General features: G+C 45.8%; 21 protein-coding genes. 13 read left to right on the forward strand and 8 right to left on the reverse strand.

What is annotated here, in order from left to right; genetic code table 11:
• Positions 1-620 (reverse strand): hypothetical protein (locus OQV04_RS18235; protein WP_162721670.1); only part of this gene is annotated, 620 nt, incomplete at its 3' end.
• A gap of 98 nt (positions 621-718) precedes the next feature.
• Here OQV04_RS18235 and OQV04_RS18240 point away from each other — a divergent pair.
• A complete protein-coding gene (locus OQV04_RS18240) occupies positions 719-1030 on the forward strand; it encodes a helix-turn-helix domain-containing protein (protein WP_032288316.1) in 312 nt (103 codons plus the stop codon).
• Positions 1031-1418: 388 nt separating this feature from the next.
• Positions 1419-4031, forward strand: a complete 2613-nt coding sequence (locus OQV04_RS18245; protein ID WP_247806813.1) for an AAA family ATPase — start codon at positions 1419-1421, stop codon at positions 4029-4031.
• A 133-nt stretch (positions 4032-4164) separates the two neighbouring features.
• Here the strand turns inward: OQV04_RS18245 and OQV04_RS18250 are convergent, their stop codons facing one another.
• A complete protein-coding gene (locus OQV04_RS18250) occupies positions 4165-4857 on the reverse strand; it encodes a glutathione synthetase (RefSeq protein WP_234696402.1) in 693 nt (230 codons plus the stop codon).
• Positions 4858-4953: 96 nt separating this feature from the next.
• Between OQV04_RS18250 and OQV04_RS18255 the strand changes: the two genes are divergently transcribed.
• From OQV04_RS18255 to arsC, 5 genes are read left to right on the forward strand one after another with little or no spacing between them, the layout of a single operon-like run.
• The gene (locus OQV04_RS18255; protein WP_032288320.1) at positions 4954-5304 is read left to right on the forward strand and encodes a transcriptional regulator; all 351 of its coding nucleotides are present in this window, start codon (positions 4954-4956) and stop codon (positions 5302-5304) included.
• 46 nt (positions 5305-5350) lie between these two features.
• Positions 5351-5713, forward strand: coding sequence for an arsenite efflux transporter metallochaperone ArsD (gene arsD, locus OQV04_RS18260; RefSeq protein WP_032288321.1), 363 nt, complete (start codon positions 5351-5353; stop codon positions 5711-5713).
• Positions 5714-5730: 17 nt separating this feature from the next.
• The gene (arsA, locus tag OQV04_RS18265) at positions 5731-7482 is read left to right on the forward strand and encodes an arsenite efflux transporter ATPase subunit ArsA (protein WP_274446704.1); all 1752 of its coding nucleotides are present in this window, start codon (positions 5731-5733) and stop codon (positions 7480-7482) included.
• A 47-nt stretch (positions 7483-7529) separates the two neighbouring features.
• A complete protein-coding gene (gene arsB / locus OQV04_RS18270; protein WP_032288323.1) occupies positions 7530-8819 on the forward strand; it encodes an arsenite efflux transporter membrane subunit ArsB in 1290 nt (429 codons plus the stop codon).
• A 12-nt stretch (positions 8820-8831) separates the two neighbouring features.
• Positions 8832-9257, forward strand: a complete 426-nt coding sequence (gene arsC, locus OQV04_RS18275; RefSeq protein ID WP_032288324.1) for a glutaredoxin-dependent arsenate reductase — start codon at positions 8832-8834, stop codon at positions 9255-9257.
• A 34-nt stretch (positions 9258-9291) separates the two neighbouring features.
• Here arsC and OQV04_RS18280 read toward each other — a convergent pair whose 3' ends face one another.
• Positions 9292-9828, reverse strand: coding sequence for a GNAT family N-acetyltransferase (locus OQV04_RS18280; protein ID WP_032288325.1), 537 nt, complete (start codon positions 9826-9828; stop codon positions 9292-9294).
• A gap of 212 nt (positions 9829-10040) precedes the next feature.
• Between OQV04_RS18280 and OQV04_RS18285 the strand changes: the two genes are divergently transcribed.
• Both OQV04_RS18285 and OQV04_RS18290 read left to right on the forward strand, forming a co-directional pair.
• Positions 10041-10865 carry a sulfite exporter TauE/SafE family protein gene (locus tag OQV04_RS18285; RefSeq protein WP_032288327.1) on the forward strand — a complete coding sequence of 275 codons (825 nt, stop codon included), beginning with the start codon at positions 10041-10043 and terminating at the stop codon, positions 10863-10865.
• 62 nt (positions 10866-10927) lie between these two features.
• Positions 10928-11296, forward strand: a complete 369-nt coding sequence (locus OQV04_RS18290; RefSeq protein WP_050438662.1) for a winged helix-turn-helix domain-containing protein — start codon at positions 10928-10930, stop codon at positions 11294-11296.
• Between the two features lie 73 nt (positions 11297-11369).
• Here the strand turns inward: OQV04_RS18290 and arsA (OQV04_RS18295) are convergent, their stop codons facing one another.
• The 5 genes from arsA (OQV04_RS18295) to OQV04_RS18315 form a co-directional block, all read right to left on the reverse strand.
• The gene (arsA, locus tag OQV04_RS18295; RefSeq protein ID WP_032288328.1) at positions 11370-13127 is read right to left on the reverse strand and encodes an arsenical pump-driving ATPase; all 1758 of its coding nucleotides are present in this window, start codon (positions 13125-13127) and stop codon (positions 11370-11372) included.
• A 20-nt stretch (positions 13128-13147) separates the two neighbouring features.
• Entirely contained in the window at positions 13148-13510 is a 363-nt protein-coding gene (locus OQV04_RS18300; protein ID WP_032288329.1) for an arsenic metallochaperone ArsD family protein, read from the reverse strand.
• A 75-nt stretch (positions 13511-13585) separates the two neighbouring features.
• The gene (locus OQV04_RS18305) at positions 13586-14131 is read right to left on the reverse strand and encodes a sigma-70 family RNA polymerase sigma factor (RefSeq protein WP_032288330.1); all 546 of its coding nucleotides are present in this window, start codon (positions 14129-14131) and stop codon (positions 13586-13588) included.
• Positions 14132-14139: 8 nt separating this feature from the next.
• Positions 14140-14850 carry an arsenical resistance protein ArsH gene (gene arsH, locus OQV04_RS18310; RefSeq protein WP_032288341.1) on the reverse strand — a complete coding sequence of 237 codons (711 nt, stop codon included), beginning with the start codon at positions 14848-14850 and terminating at the stop codon, positions 14140-14142.
• A 99-nt stretch (positions 14851-14949) separates the two neighbouring features.
• The gene (locus tag OQV04_RS18315) at positions 14950-15273 is read right to left on the reverse strand and encodes an ArsR/SmtB family transcription factor (RefSeq protein ID WP_032288331.1); all 324 of its coding nucleotides are present in this window, start codon (positions 15271-15273) and stop codon (positions 14950-14952) included.
• Positions 15274-15378: 105 nt separating this feature from the next.
• Here OQV04_RS18315 and OQV04_RS18320 point away from each other — a divergent pair, with 105 nt between their 5' ends.
• From OQV04_RS18320 to OQV04_RS18335, 4 genes are all read left to right on the forward strand, one after another.
• Positions 15379-16512: a permease gene (locus OQV04_RS18320; RefSeq protein ID WP_032288332.1), complete on the forward strand. Its 1134-nt coding sequence runs from the start codon at positions 15379-15381 to the stop codon at positions 16510-16512.
• A gap of 497 nt (positions 16513-17009) precedes the next feature.
• Positions 17010-18314, forward strand: coding sequence for a site-specific integrase (locus OQV04_RS18325; protein WP_032288333.1), 1305 nt, complete (start codon positions 17010-17012; stop codon positions 18312-18314).
• Positions 18307-19347 carry a hypothetical protein gene (locus OQV04_RS18330; RefSeq protein WP_050438663.1) on the forward strand — a complete coding sequence of 347 codons (1041 nt, stop codon included), beginning with the start codon at positions 18307-18309 and terminating at the stop codon, positions 19345-19347. The genes OQV04_RS18325 and OQV04_RS18330 overlap by 8 nt, the downstream gene beginning before the upstream one ends.
• A 137-nt stretch (positions 19348-19484) precedes the next feature.
• Complete coding sequence (locus OQV04_RS18335) at positions 19485-20030, forward strand: hypothetical protein (protein WP_050438664.1); 546 nt, start codon at positions 19485-19487, stop codon at positions 20028-20030.
• Positions 20031-20133 lie beyond the last annotated feature (103 nt).

The raw sequence follows: 20133 nt of genomic DNA on the forward strand, positions 1-20133 counted from the left end.
CCACGGGAATATCTGCGGCAGCGGGCTTGTAATGGGTTAAGTGATAACAGATGTCTGGAAATATAGGGGCAAATCCATTGACCAAGTACTTTTGTTAAAGCGGTAACTCTGCCAAGCAATTCTGCCGACTGATTTTTTGCCTGCTGATAAAGGTCCATAAAACATATCTTCTTGGCTGGAAAACGTTCCATCAAAGATTGATATTCTTCTAGCTCGCCCAGAATCACAGCAAGTTTGGCTTCATGAATAACTTTTTCTTTTTCTATATCGACCAAGAAACGATCAGCCCCCGGTGCCGACGGTTTCATTTTTTCGGGCATAGCGATAAGCCGCGAATTCTTTGGCAACGCTCTTGGTATGAAAATAGTTGAATGAAAACTTTCCGTTTTCTTATACACACTTCTGGACTTGCCACCACTACTCTCAATTTTATAGATGAAGCCCAGGGACTCTAACCGAAGAAGTTGTCGGTGAATGAATTTTCTAGCCTCAGTAACTTCTGCGTAGTCATCTGTAATCTTCAGCAAAGCATCCCTGAGATGGATAGCGCAGAACTCATTAAAACCCATCTCAATCAATAACTTATACATATATGGATGCAACTTTACTGCAGATTTCATTATAAAAAATCCAAAATAACAAACTTAGAATTGCTAAGTATACAGAAACCAACGAAACTTAGACAATCTCAGCACCCTAAGGCAATGATGATGAATACGTGGCTCACCCAAACCCGATACCCGAGAGGCTCAAAGCGGCCAGAACAAAAGCTGGGATCACTCAGAAGGAATTGGGGATCCGAATTGGCATGGAACCCAGCTCGGCGAGTGGTCGTATGAACCATTATGAGAAAGGGAGACACACTCCTGACATTGATACCCTCAAGCGTATGGCTGATGAACTTGGGGTACCAATTAACTATTTCTTTTGCGAGAACGACATAACTGCAGAATTAGCATGTCTGATAGCTAAAATGACTGAGCAGCAGCAGATTGAATTGATTGCTATGCTAAAGAAAAATCAATCTTAGATTTTTCACAGAACTCATACCTGAATAATATCAGGGTTTCTTAGATATCCTTGACCTGCGACGTATACGCCTCCTCGAAGGGTATCCGCAATTTCTTATCTCATGTATCAGCTACCACCCAAACCGAATCTTCATCAGTTCCGGACGTCATGTAATAAACCATAATTCTGGAAATCAAGGAAGCAAATCTAATTGTGTAAATGACCCCGTTGTTTCAGTAATTGAGTAACATGCCATAAACGGGATTAATAAAGACTTCATTTTAATTTCAACGCCCTTATCAGCCTGAAGTAAAATATGACTTGCAGATCACGTGAATACCTAAGCTGGAAGAGTATCTTTTACTATTGCAGTCCAACGTGAGAAAACAACAAGTCAACAAGGATTCATGATGCTCAGTAGCGAGTTTTTGCGCTTTTTTCAAACCTTAAACACAACAGAAGTCCCCAGTAATGTCAGGAAAATAGCGAATCTTGTGTGGGATAACCTAGATGATATAACCCCATTGGGCACTTCGCAGGGTCAGCGAGTCAGGCGCATTGTCTCTCTGGCACAGTCTGCATGGGATGCCCTCAGTACAGAAGTACAGCCACTACCAGAGCAGACCGCTGAACGCGTCTCCACGTTTAGTCGGCTGAGAAAGATATCTGTTGGACCATTTAGAGGGTTTGCAAAGCAAGAAGAATTTGATCTGGATTCACGTCTAGTGCTGATTTACGGCCCCAATGGTACTGGGAAGTCAAGTTTCTGCGAAGCGCTTGAATATACATTACTGGGCAATGTGGCTGAGGCCGAAAGCAAGCGTTTCCGGAATCAAAACGACTATTTTAAAAATGCACATGTCAATCGGTTTTCTGTTCCAGAGATAATTGGTGTCGGAGATCATGGGCAGGATGTGTCGATTGAGAATAACGAAGCACAGTATCGCTTTTGCTTTGTTGAAAAAAATCGTATCGACAACTTTTCAAGAATCGCGGCTCTGGTCCCAACAAGGCAGACTGAACTTATCTCAACACTATTCGGGCTAGATAGTTTTAATGATTTTGTGCGAAATTTTACATCAGATATTGATGCCAGATACATCGATCTAACAGGCGTAAAAGCAGGTCAGTTGGCAGAAAAGCGCAAGTCTCTTCTGGCTGCACAGCAGCAATTGGCGACAGGTCAGGCTGCCCTGGAAGGGTTGGCATCAGAGGAACAGACACTGGCTTCTGTTTATCGTGAAGGCCTGTCTTACCAGCAGATGCTAGCTGAGTTAAAAGGGGATGAACAAAATATCGGAACCATCCGACAGCTTGAAACAGAGTTACAAACGCCACTTCCGAATCAGAGTAGCCTGACATCTGCTATTTTGAACGATATAAGTAGCGCTGTTGAAACGGCACTTATAGATCTGGAAAGCAAGCAGAAGCAACTGGCAGAGGCAAGTCAGCAGGTTTCATATAAAAATTTATTTGAAGCAGTTGTCCAGTTACAGGGTACCAGCCCGGAACAATGCCCTGCATGCCATACCCCTCTTCAGCAAACCGCCAAAAACCCCTACAGCCATGCCTGTGATGAATTGCTAAAGCTTGAGTTTCTGTCGACATTACAGGGAGAAATAACTCAGCTGGAAAAATTAATTGGCCAGTTGATGTACAGTGTTTCACAAGTAATCGGCACATGCTGTCAGTTTTTGCCACATGACAATGCTCTTGAAGTATTCCGAAATGAAAATGGCATCACTTTATGGCGTAATCTGCGGCAGCAAACAGGAGATGGCATAACTCCCTGGGCTCAGCTTGAAAAACAGGTGTGGCATCTGGAGGGAGAAGATAAAAAAATAGAGGAAGCAACTAAATTGCGAGAATCCCGTCAGCGGGATCTTGCGAGAATGCGTGAATCTGATCGCCAGATAACGATTTTGCAGACAAGAAGAGATACGATAGAAAAAACCATCTCTGCGGCTCAGTTGTTGATTGGCAACTTTGATACTGAAAACAGGCAGCTAATTGAAGAAGTTGCTCACGAAGAAGACATTGTAAGGAAAAACAAAGCAATTTCAGAAGCGTATTCCCGGTTCGTTTTACAGCTGAACGCCTATAAAGAGGGATTACCTCAGAGACTTGTAGCGAATCTTGGGGATCACATTGTCACTCTCTACAACGCATTTAACCGTAATGACCCCCCGGGAGAAAAGCTAGCAGGTATCAAACTACCTCTGCTGCAGAATCAGCGACTGGAAGTAGCGTTTCAGAATAATCCAACGCAACTATTCGATGCCCTGCATGTACTTAGTGAGGGGCATGTACGCTGTATAGGGCTGGCTATTTTGTTGGCAAAAAACATTAATGAACAGTGTCCACTTTTGATATTTGATGACCCGGTCAATGCTATTGATGACGATCACAGAGAATCGATTCGGAGAACGTTGTTTGAAGATGCTTTCTTTGCTGAAAAACAAATCATTCTGGCCTGCCATGGAGAGGAATTCTTCAAAGACATCCAGAATTTATTGCCAGCGCCGGTTGCCGCACAGTCCAAGACTCTCAGCTTCTTACCGCGTCTTGACGAATTGCATATCCGCGTAGATTTTAACTGCGCTCCCAGGAACTATATTATTTCTGCACGAGGGCATTATGAGCGTAATGAGATTCGGGAGGCGCTTGCAAAATGCAGACAGTCACTTGAATCGTTGATGAAGGGGAGAGTCTGGCGATATGTAAATAAATATGGTGATGGTAATCTTAGTCTCAAGCTAAGGTCAGCAACGGCACCTATTGAGTTACGTAACTTGTCGGATCAATTGAAGAAACAGATCAATAAAGCTGAGTTCCGTGACCAAAATAAAAACGCCGTATTCACACCAATTGATGTGTTAACTGGGCTAAGTGGAGAATCACGAGAATGGCGCTATCTAAATAAAGGTACGCATGAGGAAGACGGCAGGGCTGAGTTTGATCGAGCAACAGTAGAAACCATGATTTCTGCCCTTGAGGCGCTCGATCAGGCTGTGAGTTAATATATGTAAAGTGGTCTATAAAATTGGCCACAACATGAGAATTACTGTTCGTTGGTTCCTGGCACAGAGCGTCTGTCAGATTTAGTTTAGCTCTGTGTCATACCAGTGGTAGCTCAAGTCGCGGCTAATGCAATTAATCACTGAATACCAACGAATCTAATACACCTTGTCCACTATGAACTCCTCCTTCAACTGACTCTGCTGATTTGCTACGGATCAAATACCCAGCAAAACTGTGATCAGCGCTAGATGCATTGTTACCTATCTGGACGGAGAACATTCCTAGTTCGCTGACCAGATCAGTAACCTGATATAACTCCCCTTTACGGACAACCAGAGAAGGTGTAGCTCGCGGGACAGGATGTATCCGACGCATGAACGACCAGGATTGATATTGCAGCGGGTCAAGTCTTGCCAGTTTTAACTGGATATCAGAGCCAAACAGACAATGCCCACCCCCTTCGCCCTGGTTTTTGAGAACCCATGAATCAGAAGGAGACTCTTTTACAATGCTGATTGTATCAGGGCTAACAGGAAGCATTTCGCCCAACACCATTTTTATGATATCAACCTCTTCCGGCTTCAGTCCAAAAGCAATCAGTTCATCGCACCCCAAATGAGAGAGCAACATTTGTACTCGCTTACTTGTCGCAAGTTGCTGAGCGACTGTTGCATTCACCGCAACTCGGTGCTGCTCAATCAATACTCGCGTGGCCATTAGCGTCTGGCAACACTCCTTCTCATTGAGACTGGCGGCTTCATAATCTGAGTATTGATATCCGGCACGTAAGTAAACAGAAGTAGTATGGGTGTATGAACTTGTCATTGTTTTGACATTTATCAAATATATTCGATTATGCATATGTGTTGTTGATTTTCATCTCCGCAGGAGATATCGTTACCTAAACGAACAGGAGGAATGATGTCGCTTACTTCCCTACAACTCTTTAAGAATCTGTCTGATGAAACACGTCTGGGTATTGTTCTCATACTCAGAACTATGGGGGAGTTGTGCGTATGTGATCTTTGCACTGCACTTGATCAATCACAGCCTAAGATCTCCCGGCATCTGGCTATGTTGCGAGAAAGTGGGATTTTGCTTGATAGTAAACACGGTAAATGGGTTCATTACCGGTTATCCCCACACATTCCTTCATGGGCTGCACAGATTATTGAGCAGGCCTGGTTAAGCCAACAGGACGATCTTCAGGCCATCGCCCGTAAACTGGCTTCAGTCAACTGCACTAACAGCAGTAAGGCTATTTGTATTTAAAAATTTGCCTGAATATATATGATTTCCCACATATGAGGTATTGAGAATGAAAACGCTAGCGGTATTCGACCCGGCAATGTGTTGTAGCACCGGTGTCTGCGGTACTGATGTCGATCAGGCTCTGGTTGATTTTTCCGCGGATGTGCAATGGCTGAAACAACGAGGTGTTCAGGTAGATCGTTTCAATCTGGCACAGCAACCGATGAGCTTTGTCCAGAACGAGAAAGTTAAAGCATTTATTGAGGCTTCTGGTGCGGAAGGGCTGCCATTACTGTTACTGGATGGCGAAACAGTGATGGCCGGGCGTTATCCGAAACGGGCTGAACTTGCACGGTGGTTTGGAATTCCGCTGGAGAAAGTAGGATTAGCGCCTTCAGGCTGCTGCGGTGGTAATACTTCTTGTTGTTAAGTATGTCAGGAGGACATATGAAATTCTTACAGAACATCCCCCCTTATCTGTTTTTTACTGGTAAAGGAGGCGTTGGTAAAACCTCTATTTCCTGCGCCACGGCGATCCGTCTGGCAGAACAGGGTAAACGAGTGCTGCTGGTCAGTACCGATCCGGCCTCAAACGTAGGCCAGGTCTTTGGCCAGGTTATTGGCAATACTATTCAGCCAATAGCCACTGTTCCTGGATTGTCGGCACTTGAGATTGATCCTCAGGCCGCTGCGCAACAGTACCGGGCCAGAATCGTTGACCCTATTAAAGGTGTCCTGCCTGATGACGTCGTTAGCAGCATCAACGAACAACTGTCTGGTGCATGCACAACAGAGATTGCGGCTTTTGATGAGTTTACCGGATTACTGACAGACGCCTCTTTGCTGACCCAGTTTGACCATATCATCTTTGATACCGCGCCAACCGGCCATACTATTCGCCTTCTCCAGTTGCCAGGCGCCTGGAGCAGCTTTATTGACAGCAATCCCGAGGGCGCATCCTGCCTCGGCCCGATGGCGGGGCTGGAAAAACAGCGTGAACAGTATGCCCATGCCGTTGAAGCACTGTCCGACCCAGCGCGTACCCGCCTGGTTTTAGTTGCCAGACTGCAAAAATCCACCCTGCAAGAAGTCGCCCGAACTCATTTAGAACTCGCCGCAATTGGCCTTAAAAATCAGTACTTGGTCATTAATGGCGTTCTGCCCAAAACTGAAGCGGCAAACGATACACTGGCTGCGGCTATATGGGACCGTGAACAGGAGGCGCTGGCCAATCTTCCTTCTGACCTTTCCGGTCTGCCAACTGACACGTTATTCCTCCAACCACTCAATATGGTCGGCGTGGCTGCATTAAGTGGGCTTCTCTCCTCTCAGCCTGAGGCAGCATCATCTTCTGAAGAATACATTCAGCAACGACCTGAAATTCCGTCGCTCTCAGCGTTAGTCGATGATATTACCCGTAACGAACATGGTCTGATAATGCTAATGGGCAAAGGCGGTGTGGGGAAAACCACGATGGCGGCAGCCATTGCCGTCAGACTGGCCGAAATGGGATTTGATGTCCATCTGACCACCTCAGATCCAGCAGCACACCTCAGCACAACCCTGAACGGTAGCCTTAACAATCTGCAGGTCAGTAGAATCGATCCTCACGAGGAAACAGAACGCTATCGTCAGCATGTTCTTGATACCAAGGGTGGAGAACTGGATGAAGCGGGTAAACGCCTGCTGGAAGAAGATTTACGCTCTCCTTGTACCGAAGAGATTGCGGTCTTCCAGGCCTTTTCACGGGTGATTCGTGAAGCGGGTAAGCGCTTCGTGGTCATGGATACGGCACCCACCGGGCATACCCTACTGCTGCTGGATGCCACCGGGGCGTATCACCGCGAAATTGCTAAGAAAATGGGCGATAAAGGCCATTTCACCACGCCAATGATGCAGCTTCAGGACCCGGAGCGAACCAAAGTGTTACTGGTCACGCTGCCGGAAACCACGCCCGTGCTTGAGGCGGCAAATTTGCAGGCCGACCTTGAACGCGCAGGGATTCATCCCTGGGGCTGGATTATCAATAACAGCCTTTCCATTGCGGATACCCGTTCGCCGCTGCTTCGTCTGCGGGCGCAACAGGAACTTCCGCAGATCGAGAGTGTTAAACTCCAGCATGCCAGTCGCGTAGCTCTTGTTCCTGTACTGGCGTCAGAACCGACCGGCATCGACAAACTCAAACAACTCGCTGGTTAATTATTGTCATTACTCGGGGCAGCTTTGCTGCCCTTTCGGGAGGTTATATGTTACTGGCAGGAGCCATTTTTATCCTGACCATCGTGTTGGTTATCTGGCAGCCAAAGGGATTAGGCATTGGCTGGAGCGCCACGCTGGGTGCCGTACTGGCTCTGGCATCGGGTGTGATTCATATCGCCGATATTCCGGTGGTGTGGAATATCGTCTGGAACGCCACGGCCACCTTTATTGCCGTCATTATCATCAGTCTGTTGCTGGATGAGTCCGGCTTTTTTGAATGGGCTGCACTGCACGTTTCCCGCTGGGGCAATGGGCGTGGACGTCTGCTATTTACCTATATTGTTCTGCTCGGCGCGGCGGTGGCGGCATTGTTTGCCAACGATGGCGCGGCGTTAATTCTGACGCCGATCGTTATCGCCATGCTACTGGCGCTGGGATTCAGTAAAAGCACCACGCTGGCTTTCGTGATGGCCGCAGGGTTTATTGCCGATACCGCCAGCTTGCCACTTATCGTATCGAACCTGGTCAATATCGTTTCGGCTGATTTCTTCAAACTGGGATTCACGGAGTATGCGTCAGTTATGGTGCCGGTGGATATTGCCGCCATTGTCGCCACGCTGGTGATGCTGCATCTTTTTTTCCGCAAAGATATCCCGCCCACTTATGAGCTGGCGCGACTGAAAGAACCCGCAAAAGCCATCAAAGATCCTGCGACGTTCAGAACCGGCTGGGTTGTGCTCCTCCTTCTGCTGGTCGGTTTTTTTGTCCTTGAGCCGATGGGGATCCCTGTGAGTGCGATTGCGGCAGTGGGGGCGGCAATCCTGTTTGCGGTGGCCAAAAAAGGTCATGGTATTAACACCGGTAAAGTGCTGCGCGGCGCGCCCTGGCAGATCGTGATCTTCTCACTGGGGATGTATCTGGTGGTATACGGGTTGCGTAACGCCGGTCTGACGGATTATCTCTCTGACGTGCTGAACGTACTGGCAGATAAAGGACTGTGGGCCGCGACGCTGGGGACAGGATTCCTGACTGCATTCCTCTCTTCTATCATGAACAATATGCCGACCGTACTGGTTGGCGCACTGTCGATTGATGGCAGCACCGCGACCGGCGTTATCAAAGAAGCGATGATTTATGCCAACGTCATTGGCTGCGATCTGGGGCCGAAAATCACCCCTATTGGTAGCCTGGCGACACTGCTCTGGCTGCACGTGCTTTCACAGAAGAATATGACAATCTCGTGGGGATACTACTTCCGCACCGGGATTATCATGACCCTGCCTGTGCTGTTTGTAACGCTGGCTGCGCTGGCGCTACGTCTCTCTGTCACTTTGTAATGAGATTCTGATATGAGCAACATCACTATTTATCACAACCCAGCCTGCGGCACCTCGCGTAATACGCTGGAGATGATCCGCAACAGCGGTACCGAGCCGACCATTATTCTTTACCTTGAGAACCCACCTTCGAGGGATGAATTGGTCAAACTCATTGCCGATATGGGTATTTCAGTACGAGCGCTGCTGCGTAAAAACGTTGAGCCTTACGAGCAACTGGGTCTTGCAGAAGATAAATTTACTGACGATCAGCTCATCGACTTTATGTTGCAACACCCAATTCTGATTAACCGTCCGATCGTGGTTACGCCGCTGGGAACCAGACTGTGCCGTCCTTCTGAAGTGGTTCTGGATATCCTGCAGGATGCGCAGAAAGGGGCTTTCGCTAAGGAAGACGGTGAAAAGGTCGTTGATGAAGCAGGAAAACGGCTGAAATAAATAATAAGGGGGCGAATGCCCCCTTATTCGTACCTCAGAGCATCATGCCTGAATCCGATGGTAACGTGCTGTTCCCTTCGCCCAGATTTCGTTGCAGCAACACTGTGTCAAGCCAACGACCATGCTTGAAGCCAATATTTTTCAGCGTACCAATCTCAGTAAATCCAACCTGCTGATGGACTTTCAGCGAACCTTGATTATTGCTATCGCCGACAATAGCAATCATCTGCCGATAGCCGTGAGTTTCTGCCCAGGCAATGACGTAGCGCAGCAACGCTTTTCCTGTCCCCTGACGCTGTGCGTCCGGGTGAATATAAATCGAATCTTCGAGAGTGTGGCGGTAGGCGTAGCGTTCACGGTAACGAGTGAGATAACAATACCCGATAACCTTTTCTTCCTCTAACGCGACAACCCACGGTAGCGCCTGATTGCGGATCTTTTTCAGGCGGGTAAGCATCTCGTGGGTATCCGGAGGTTCAGTTTCAAAGCTGGCGGTACCGTGAAGAACATGATGGGCGTAGATATCGCGTATAGCGGGGATGTGCTTTTCTTCTGCGTTAACGATTTTCATTGTTCTGTTCCCGTTGGCATCTTTTTCAAGGTTACTTGAAAATCCTGAGGAAAGGTAAATACAAAAGCTTATGACCCAATAAGCAGGCTAATCTTCAATCCCATCTTTTGTTTTCATTCATGCAGGGAGACAAATATGTGCTTCCAGTATCCTTATTTTTTATGTTACCTTTTCCGTTATGTCTAAAATGACATAACGGAAAAGGTAAACCCATGTCCTCAGAATCAAAACGGAACGGAAAAGGTTTTTTATCAGGCACGTTAATCGGTGCTTTAGGCGGCTTAATTGGCCTCGGTGGCGCTGAGTTCCGCCTTCCCGTCCTGATGGGTAGTTTCAAAATGCCGACGCTTGAAGCGGTTATTTTTAACAAAGCGATGAGCCTTACTGTTGTCGCTGTTGCTTTGATATTCCGCACAAAATCCATCGCCGTCGACCAGCTGTTTGCTCATCTTGATATTGTCATCAATTTGCTGGCCGGGAGCCTTATAGGTGCATGGTGGGCAGCAGGAAGAGCCATAAAAATGTCCCGTATTTGGCTGGACAGAACCATTCTGCTCCTGCTTGTTATCCTGTCATTCGTCATGTTTTCAGAAGCATTGATGCCTCTGCATGATAGCTCCGCTGGATTATTCCAGCCCGGAATCGCGACCATTATTGCGGGTGTTATTGCGGGTGTTATTGCGGGTTTCTTCATCGGGAATGTTGCTGCTTTGCTGGGTGTTGCAGGGGGAGAGCTCCTGATACCAACTATCGTTATCCTTTTTGGGGCTGACATTAAACTGGCTGGCAGTTTGTCACTCATGATCAGTTTACCGACGATGATTGTGGGGTTCTCTCGCTACACTAATGCAGATGCTTTCCAGATCCTGAGAAAAGAGAAAAAACTTTTTGTGTGGATGGTCATCGGTTCCGTTATAGGTGCCGCTATTGGGGGCCTTATGCTCGGTATGTTCCCGGTAAGAGTACTTATGACTCTGTTAGGCGCGGTACTTCTTATTTCCGCGATCAAAACCTTTAAGCATACCCGGCAAAGATAATAGCCGTTTACGCTTTGGACTATTCCGCATTACAGAGAAAATGATTTCGAAAAGGTATCAGAATGAAAAAGAATCCCCTTAAATCAAACTTAATCTTAGTCAGACCGAGGATCTATATTAACGACAACATCTCGCTGGGGCCGGGGAAGGTTGACCTTTTAAGGGCGATTGATGGCTTTCACTCTCTTTCTGCGGCAGCTAAAGATTTGGGGATACCTTATAAAAAAGCATGGCTCTTAATTGACACTTTGAATAAAGGGATTGGTCAGCCAGTTGTAACCACTTCCACTGGTGGTAACAAGGGCGGTGGTACAGTTCTGACGCCATTGGGGCGTAGCCTGCTGATCTGGTATGACCAGGCCGAGGCCCACCTCAATGAGCAATCTCAGCAACAGTTAATCGAACTTGAAAAGATTCTTTTTGGAAAATGACAGAGACCTTTGTTATCCATCGGGAAAATAGAGTGACAGCAATGCATGAAGGGGGCTAATGCCCCCTTCATTATTACTTCGCCATTTCTTCCAGCAGGTCAATACCAACCGGCTCTTCGCTCTGTAGCGCTGTTAATGCAATACGCTTTGCATACTGCTCTTCCACATCAGAGATGAGAGGCAGCTCGCGGTTAGCTCTGGTCTTCAGGAAAGGTGAAGACGGCTCAGCAGCTGCCAGGCTGTTATTCACAACCCATGCCCACGGCTCAATGCCAGCCCGACGCAGATCCTGCTGCAGGTTAGCGGCTTCCAGTACAGGTGTCGTTTCGGCAAGCGTCACGATAATCACCTTCGTCTTCTCCGGGTCCTGCAATTGCATCATTGGCGTCATCACATGGTCATGTGTTTGCCCCATCTGGCGCACCATTTCCCGGTGATAGGCTCCAGTCGCATCCAGTAGCAGAAGTGTGTGACCCGTTGGCGCGGTGTCCATAATGACAAAATGATCGTCTGCCTCTTTGATTATCCGCGAGAATGCCTGGAAGACGGCGATCTCTTCAGTACATGGTGAGCGGAGATCTTCTTCCAGCACCGCCAGCCCCTCAGCGTCTAATCCTTTGCCCTGATTCTCCAGTACAAAACGGCGATAACGCTCTGTCTCCACCTTCGGATCGATACGGCTGACCTGCAGATTTGGCAGCGAGCCATCCAGCGTGTAAGACAGATGTGCTGCCGGATCGGACGTGGTCAGATGGACTTTATGACCGCGTTTTGCCAGCGATACCGCGACCGATGCTGCAACAGTCGTTTTGCCCACGCCGCCTTTCCCCATCGTCATTACCAGCCCTTTGCCTGTCAGACTGAGTTCATCCACTAACGAGGAAAGTTTCGGTAAATCCAGAGCATTTAGCGTTGTATTGGAGAGAGACAGTGGCGCTTTGCTCTCTGTTAATAACTCTCGCAGGGCTTCCAGACCGACCAGATTAAATGGCTTCAGAGACAGCTGCGAGCGGGGAAGATTAACCAGATTATCAGGCATTGCCTGTAATGCTTTTTCTTCCCGAGCCAGAATACTTTGCGCCAGTGGATCATTTTCACCGGCAAACGGTGGCAGCACACCATTAATGGCAAGGTGTTGATGCTGCAAACCAATAGCAGAAAGCTCATCGTGCGTATGAGAAACCTCTTTCAGCGTTGAAGCCTGAGCTCGGGCAACCAGCACTAAGCGTGTGAGAGCTGCGTCGGACAGCGCTTTAACCGCATCGGAGTACTGGTGCTGTTGTTTCTCAAGCCCTACCAGAGGTCCAAGGTTTGCAGCGGCATCAGGGTTCGCTTCGAGATAACCGCTCCAGGCTCCCGGCAATTCAAGCATGCGGATGGTGTGACCGGTTGGCGCGGTATCAAATACGATATGGTCATATTTTTCCCGCAGCTCATGATTGGTCAGCAGACCAGTAAACTCATCAAACGCAGCGATTTCCGTGGTGCATGAGCCGGAAAGCTGCTCTTCAATGCTGCTGACCACATCGGCTGGCATCAGCCCGCGAACAGGGTCGAGCACACGGTCACGATAGGCTTGCGCTGCAGCCATCGGATCAACTTCCATCGCGGCAAGATTTTCTACAGTACTGATATCTGTGATTCGGTGGCCGATAGTCTGGCTAAATACCTGGCCGACATTGGAAGCCGGATCGGTACTCACCAGAAGCGTTCTCTTACCCTGATCGGCCAGCCATACTGCAGTAGCACAGGCCAGGGATGTCTTACCCACTCCACCTTTACCAGTGAAGAAGATGAACGGGGGAATGTCTTTTAAAAATGGCATATTCATCAGTGATAGCTCCTCTGGAATTAAGGCATACGTGGAATGCTGCAGCAACGCGGTTGCGTACTGTCTTCACTCCAGTCCTGAGTTAGCGGAATATCTGCCCAACGGGCGATATCTTCACGAGTCGGCAGTTTGCCTGCCATCACCAGCTTGCCGTCGAGCAAGGTGACAGGGAGGGATTCCATCCCTGATGTGTTCATAAACTCTTTGATTACAGGGGTATTCAGGAACTGCTGCGGGTTTTTCGCAAGGCTGTAGCGCTGAATATCAACGCCATTCTTTTTCGCCCATTCGGCGCTGGCATTCCATTTGACGGCTTCGTCGCTCACCACAACGCTGCTGGTTGCGCAGCAGCCTGCTGCTTCAAAGATCTCAATTTTTGACATGGATTGTTTACCTCAGTGTTTAGTCATTTGGCTTTACACTGAGGTAAACGAAGGTGGTGGGAAAAAGATGCGCGATTAATTCATTTTTTTGTGGCAGCAGACAAAAGATGTGTCATCCGCCTCAATCTGGCAGAGTTCTGTCATCGTCTCTTTCAGGTGTTTTCTGGCCCGAAGTAGTCGGGATTTAAACGCTGTAAGCGTGATTCCCCATTCATCGGCCAGGGACTGCTGGGGACGCCGGTTAAGGTCGGACTCTTCAATCAACCACCGCTCATCTTCGGGTAAAGCCTGTAATGTTTCAGGCAGGCAAATATCCAGTGTTGAGATTGCATCAAGGGATGCGTCTGTTAATAGGGCATCTTCTTCCAGCTCAACAAACGCCCTGGTGGTTCGGTACTCATCAATCAGCAGATTCCTTGCTACCCGATACAACCAGGCTCGCGGATTTTCCATCTCACAAAAAATGTCTGAATGGGCTCGGGCACGCAGGAAAAGGTCTTGCAGAAGGTCTGCTGCTTTTTCGCTATCGCCTGTCTTCGATATCAGAAAGCGAGAAAATTCGCCTTCATGCTGCCGCCAGAACACGCTCATACAGCTGTTGAATGCTGTTATGTCACTCATACTAACCTTCAAATTTTGCTCTGATTAACCCGTCGGGAAAGTTCTTCTGCAGACTCTTTTCGTTCACTGTAGCGATCGACAAGATAGGCAGAATTTGCCCGGGTCAACAATGTAAACTTCATCAATTCTTCCATCACATCCACGATGCGGTCGTAATATGGTGACGGTTTCATACGTCCATCGTCATCAAACTCCTGCCAGGCTTTTGCTACCGAGGACTGGTTCGGAATAGTGATCATTCTCATCCAACGACCAAGCACGCGCATCTGGTTGACTGTGTTGAATGACTGGGAACCTCCACACACTTGCATAACAGCCAGAGTTTTTCCCTGAGAAGGACGAACAGCACCTTCAGATAATGGTATCCAGTCAATTTGTGCCTTCATAATACCAGTCATCGCTCCGTGTCGTTCCGGAGAGCACCACACCATTCCTTCAGACCAGCGGACCAGTTCACGCAACTCCATAACTTTTGGATGTGACTCCGGTGCATCATCAGGAAGTGGAAGGCCAGATGGATTAAAAATGCGGACTTCTGCGCCCATCGCAGTTAACAACCGACCAGCTTCCTCTGTCGCCAGTCGACTGTATGAGCGCTCACGAACTGAGCCATAAAGCATTAGTATACGAGGGGGGTGAGATATTGTCGGTATCCCCATTTTTTGCTCAGTTATTGCAGCATCAAATAAATCAGGAACTATATTATTTAGCTTATTCATTTTTTTATTTTCCCTATAGATTCGGGATCTTAGTAGGATGGATTCAGACGGTTCGATGCAGCTTTCGTCAATCATGACAGTTATGAGTTTTTCGGTTACTTATCCATTTTTGCCAGCGGGTTCCGTAACATCTGTTTTACTGTTTACACAGCACTCTTCACGTAAGAATTCGATGATAGCTTCCAGTATTTCGTATTGAGAGACGCACATGAGCGTTCGACTCTCCCGGTTTTGTGTGACGAGTCCTACTGATACTAAGGCTGAAATATGATGACTTAACGTTGATGAGGGAATGCCAAGCTGCTTTTGCAATTCACCTACAGGCAAACCTTGTTCTCCAGCTTTTACAAGATGTTTGAATATGAACAAACGGGTCGGGTGACCCAGCTCTTTTAGTGCTTTAGCTACTTCTTCCAATTGCATGTGACAACCCTCTGTCTAATGATATTTCGATAATACCAGAAATATCTTGACCAGAATTATATTTCGATTATTCTAGAAATGTAGATTTTGTCAAGAGGGTTTAGTATGAATAGTTGGATTTCTATGCTGCAAGATGCCGCAGAGATGTTTTTGTTTTTGGCCGTCGAGCTATCTTTGCTGTTTATTGTCATCAGTGCCGGTGTGAGCCTGATAAGGCAAAAGGTCCCGGACCATAAAATCCAGCAATTGTTGGGGGCGAAAAAAGGAAAAGGCTACCTGCTGGCCTCGTTGTTGGGAGCCGTTACCCCTTTCTGTAGTTGCTCAACAATTCCAATGCTACGAGGGTTGTTGTCGGCGAAAGCAGGGTTTGGTCCGACACTCACTTTTTTGTTTGTTTCACCGTTGCTTAATCCCATTATCGTGGGGTTAATGTGGGTTACCTTTGGCTGGAAAGTAACTTTGTTGTACGCGATCATCGCTGCCGGTGTCTCAGTCCTTGCCAGTATCGTATTGGATTTACTAGGATTTGAACGTCATATTGTTGATCACAAAAACTCAGCATCAAGTGGTTGCGCCACCAAATGTGATGATTCCGAAGCTTCGGTAAAAACGTCGGCGGGTTCCAGTTGTTGCAGCACTAGCTCGACTCAATTGCCTGTAAAAACGAGTTGCTGTACTTCATCAGCGAACCCCATAATTAACTTAAGGACGGTAAAGAACGAGCAGAACGTATCAACGTGTTGTTCATCAATATCATCTGAACAACCAGCTGTTAGCTGTTGCAGCAGCGAGAATCTGGGCAATGTGAATCTCACACCGAATACCACCTCTGGCCCAATAAAGTTAGCTATGAAAGATGCCTTACAGCAGTTTAAGGATGTTCTGCCTTATCTTTTGTTAGGTGTATTAATAGGTTCATTTATTTATGGCTTTATCCCTTCAGAGTGGATTGCAGCTCATGCCGGAGCAGATAATCCCTTAGCCATACCGCTGAGTGCAGTTGTTGGTATTCCGTTGTATATACGCGCAGAGGCAGTGATACCACTTGCATCAGTGCTGATGACTAAAGGAATGGGCCTGGGGGCATTAATGGCCTTGATAATCGGTAGTGCTGGAGCGAGTTTGACAGAAGTAATACTGCTTAAATCAATGTTCAGAATGCCTATGATAGTCGCTTTTCTGACAGTTATCTTAGGTATGGCAATTCTAATGGGTTATCTGACTCAATTCTTGTTTTAAAGCATTACAACAAGGGTCTTCTGCCTCAAGATCGAAGACCCTTCAGTTTCACTAGCAGATTGCCAGTTCTAGTAGCCAATTAAGAGAGGAGTGGATTGTTCTTTGGGTATTCGCAAACCCAGCAACGGTAAAATCAGGACTGACCCAAAAATTCAACGAGAATCCACCCCTTTAAATCTTTGATCCCTTCCCGGAAGCAGTATACGGCATATCTGAGTTAATCGTTTCTATTGGAGCTTCAGGGAAGCGACTCTTAATAGAAATCTGTTAATACTGTCCAAAACTGATTCCCTTTATCCCGAGCTGAACCGTAACAAAACCATCTCTCTTTGAGATCTCACATACTCAACGAACATAAGCCATTGCTGCTACATACAATTTTACGAAGCATATCACCTTAGTTGATCATGAAATCCATCCTGAATACAGATTGATTTTTATACTATATTAAGTGAGATATGATCTTCTTTAGAGTTGAGCTAAAAGGAGTCGAGGCGATGGCCAGGATAATCCAATCAGCCGGTATCAATCATGGTGCAACAGCAAAAATAATTTCCGATTCAATAGATTATAACTCCGGCATACATATTGCAGGATTACCAACGCTATATAATAAAGATGGTCATTTTGTAGAAATTGTAAATTTGTGGTTTTTGGATTTGATAACCGTTAAGAGGCTAGAGGATATTAGTTCTTCAGCCAGAGCAATTCTTCGTTACTGGTCTTTTCTAGAACGAGAAGAGCTTACATGGAGTCATTTTCCTCCAGTGAAACGCCTGAAACCCACATACCTTTTCCGTAGCAACGACTTGTTAAAAGCAGTTAAAGAGGGAAGACTGGCGTACTCAACTGCAAATACTTATATGGGACATTTAGTTCAGTTTTACATCTGGGCAATTGAAAATCATCATCTTGTCATATCAAGTGAAAAAGAAGCTCCCTTTACTATTGAGTTTGTTAAGCGTAACAATAGAGGCCTGCTGGCACATCTTCGCCCAATGATCAGTGTGCAAACGAGCGATTTACGTATCCGCGTTCCTAAAGTTACAAACGCCGAGATCCAGTCATTAACTCCTTTAACTCAAGATCATCTTTCCTTACTATCATTCAACTTAAGCCATCAATCTGTTGAATTTATGTTGATGACTTTACTGGCCTGTAAAAGTGGTTTGAGACTTCGTGAAGCATGTAGCCTCACAATTGAGGCTTTATCTCAAGCTTTGCCCGCCAACGAATTAAAGCTACGCTATATGATCAACATTTGGCCCCACAATGGTGTTGATACAAAATTTAGAAAAAAAAGAAATATTGAAGTCCCCTGGCCTCTACTAAACGCATTACAACGCTACTCGCTGTCAGAAAGAAGGCAAAAAAGACTTTCAAAATTACAGACAAAAATAGCCATTCCCTCAATTTCGGAAAAGATTAAAGAATCCCACAATAAAGCATCTCGATTCGAACCTCTTTTTATCAGTCAGCAAGGAAATTGTATCCAGCCCGAAGTTCTAAATGCAAGGTGGGTTGCATTTAGAAATGAACTTGCCAAAAAAGAACCTAGTTTTCGTTATCGTTTCCACGACCTCCGATGTACCTATGCCACATACAGACTTCAAGACCTGCTGGATAGCAATCTCTCAGAAGGGGATGCCCTAGACTGTCTTATGGGATGGATGGGACACAATAACGAAAGAACCACATTTAAATATATCCGCTACTTGAAGAAAAACGAGATGCTCAAGTGTGCTTTTTCGCTATTAGACTCAGTGATGGATAATGCAATAAGGGATAATTTAAATGACTGATAAAATCCCTCAATCCAGACTCGGCCATGAAATACTACTGGAGGTTACAGATGGTGGAAATCGTTCTAAAACACTAGATTTCAATCGCTACAACTATTTATACTTCCCCACTCGAAATAAAATAAATAGAGGTCACAGTACATTTCAAGATAGATCAGTCAGCGCTGAATCGTTATATGTAGCATTCAGAGATTCAGACTACTCATCAGCCACAAAATATTATCTTTTTGAATACCTCAGGCAATATATTGTATTTTGCGACAAGTGTCACCATCCCATTTTCACTAATGAATCCGTGCAGGCCTACTGTGATCTCCTTATTTATAAAAATAAATCAGGAATTATTTTGAATAGTACTTATACTGCTATCATTAGTGCCACAAAACGCTTATTCGTTATGCTTGACTTACCTGGGCGGTGGTTTGATGAATTACCAACCTTAGGAAAGTCACAGGCACAGCCCTATAAGGCCTATAGTGACAATGATTTAAAAAAACTACTCCCTTTACTGAGGATATTTTTCAAGCAAATTTCCAATAAGTTCCTACAAGACCCCGCTTTGTATCTTTCTCAAGGTAAGAATGAAACTGATATGTTTTTCAGGTGGAATGGTAAAATATATGCAGTATATGGTAGTGTCGGGCAACTAATGGCTTCTGCTGTATATCTACTGTCTTACTATACATGGGCAAACACAAATACATTACTTTCTCTTGAAAGACCAGACATATGTGAAAGTAATGTAAATGGAGAATGGTACCAAATGCCAGCATTTAAGCGCCGGGCATTTAGAGTCATCACTATTCAGATCGGTGCCCACGACCAGATCAACATTCCAAAGTATTCAATGGAATTTTTCAACCAACTTCTAAAAGTCTCAAAAGCTATTTCAGTTGAAAGTAACTTACTTTTTCAGTCCGGTTCATGTAATCGCATCACCCCATTATCAGCGGTCCACTTACAAAATTTCAACAGTTTTCTCAAAAAGAACTTTAGATTAACTGATGATAAAGGACTTAGCTATCACCTGTAATATCGAGATTTCGTGCTACTGGTAGTCAATTTACGCAATTGCATTACTCTCATACACATAGTGCATCGCTATTAGGAAATTCACCGAAAACAACTCGCAAGCATTATTCAGAAGGGAATGAATACCAAAATCAGTCAATGCTCCAGGACTCTGTCTCTGTTTTTGCAGACAAGGCGGTAAATGGCGGGAATATAGAGACGTCTAAAAAAAGAATAAAAAGTGAACTTAATGTTGAGATTTTAACATATGAAAGTATGCTTAAAATGAAATCTCCACCAATGCGACAGGCCCACGGCAGTTACTGTAAAGATCCATTCGGGGAGCAGGCTAAAAAGTTCTTGCTACGCGCCCAACGTCACGATTTGCTTTCTACAGAAAAATTTGCTTGCTCAGATCTACTGATGTGTTTTTCCTGTCCTCATCAAGTTGTGATAGCTGAACCTACTGATATTTGGTGTTTGCTGAGTTTTAAAGAATGCATAGAAGAGAGTATTTACAAGCATGTCAATCACACTCATTTCCATAATAACTATGACTCTGTGTTGTCGGCAATTGAAAAAATTTTAATGAGTATTGATAAAAAAATACTTTCAAGTGCAACTCAAAAATTTCTCGATGAGGGTCCTCACCCTTTATGGAGAGACCAGTCATTTCTATATCCATATAGCAATAAGGATACATGATGAAAAAAGATACATTAAAAATTTATTTACCCGATAGTGTAAATGAGAATCAGTGTCCTGAGGCTTGTGATGTAATATTTCTTCATAGAAGGCAATGCTGGGG

Source organism: Escherichia sp. Lx600-2, assembly GCF_036662595.1.
Classification (GTDB): domain Bacteria; phylum Pseudomonadota; class Gammaproteobacteria; order Enterobacterales; family Enterobacteriaceae; genus Escherichia; species Escherichia coli.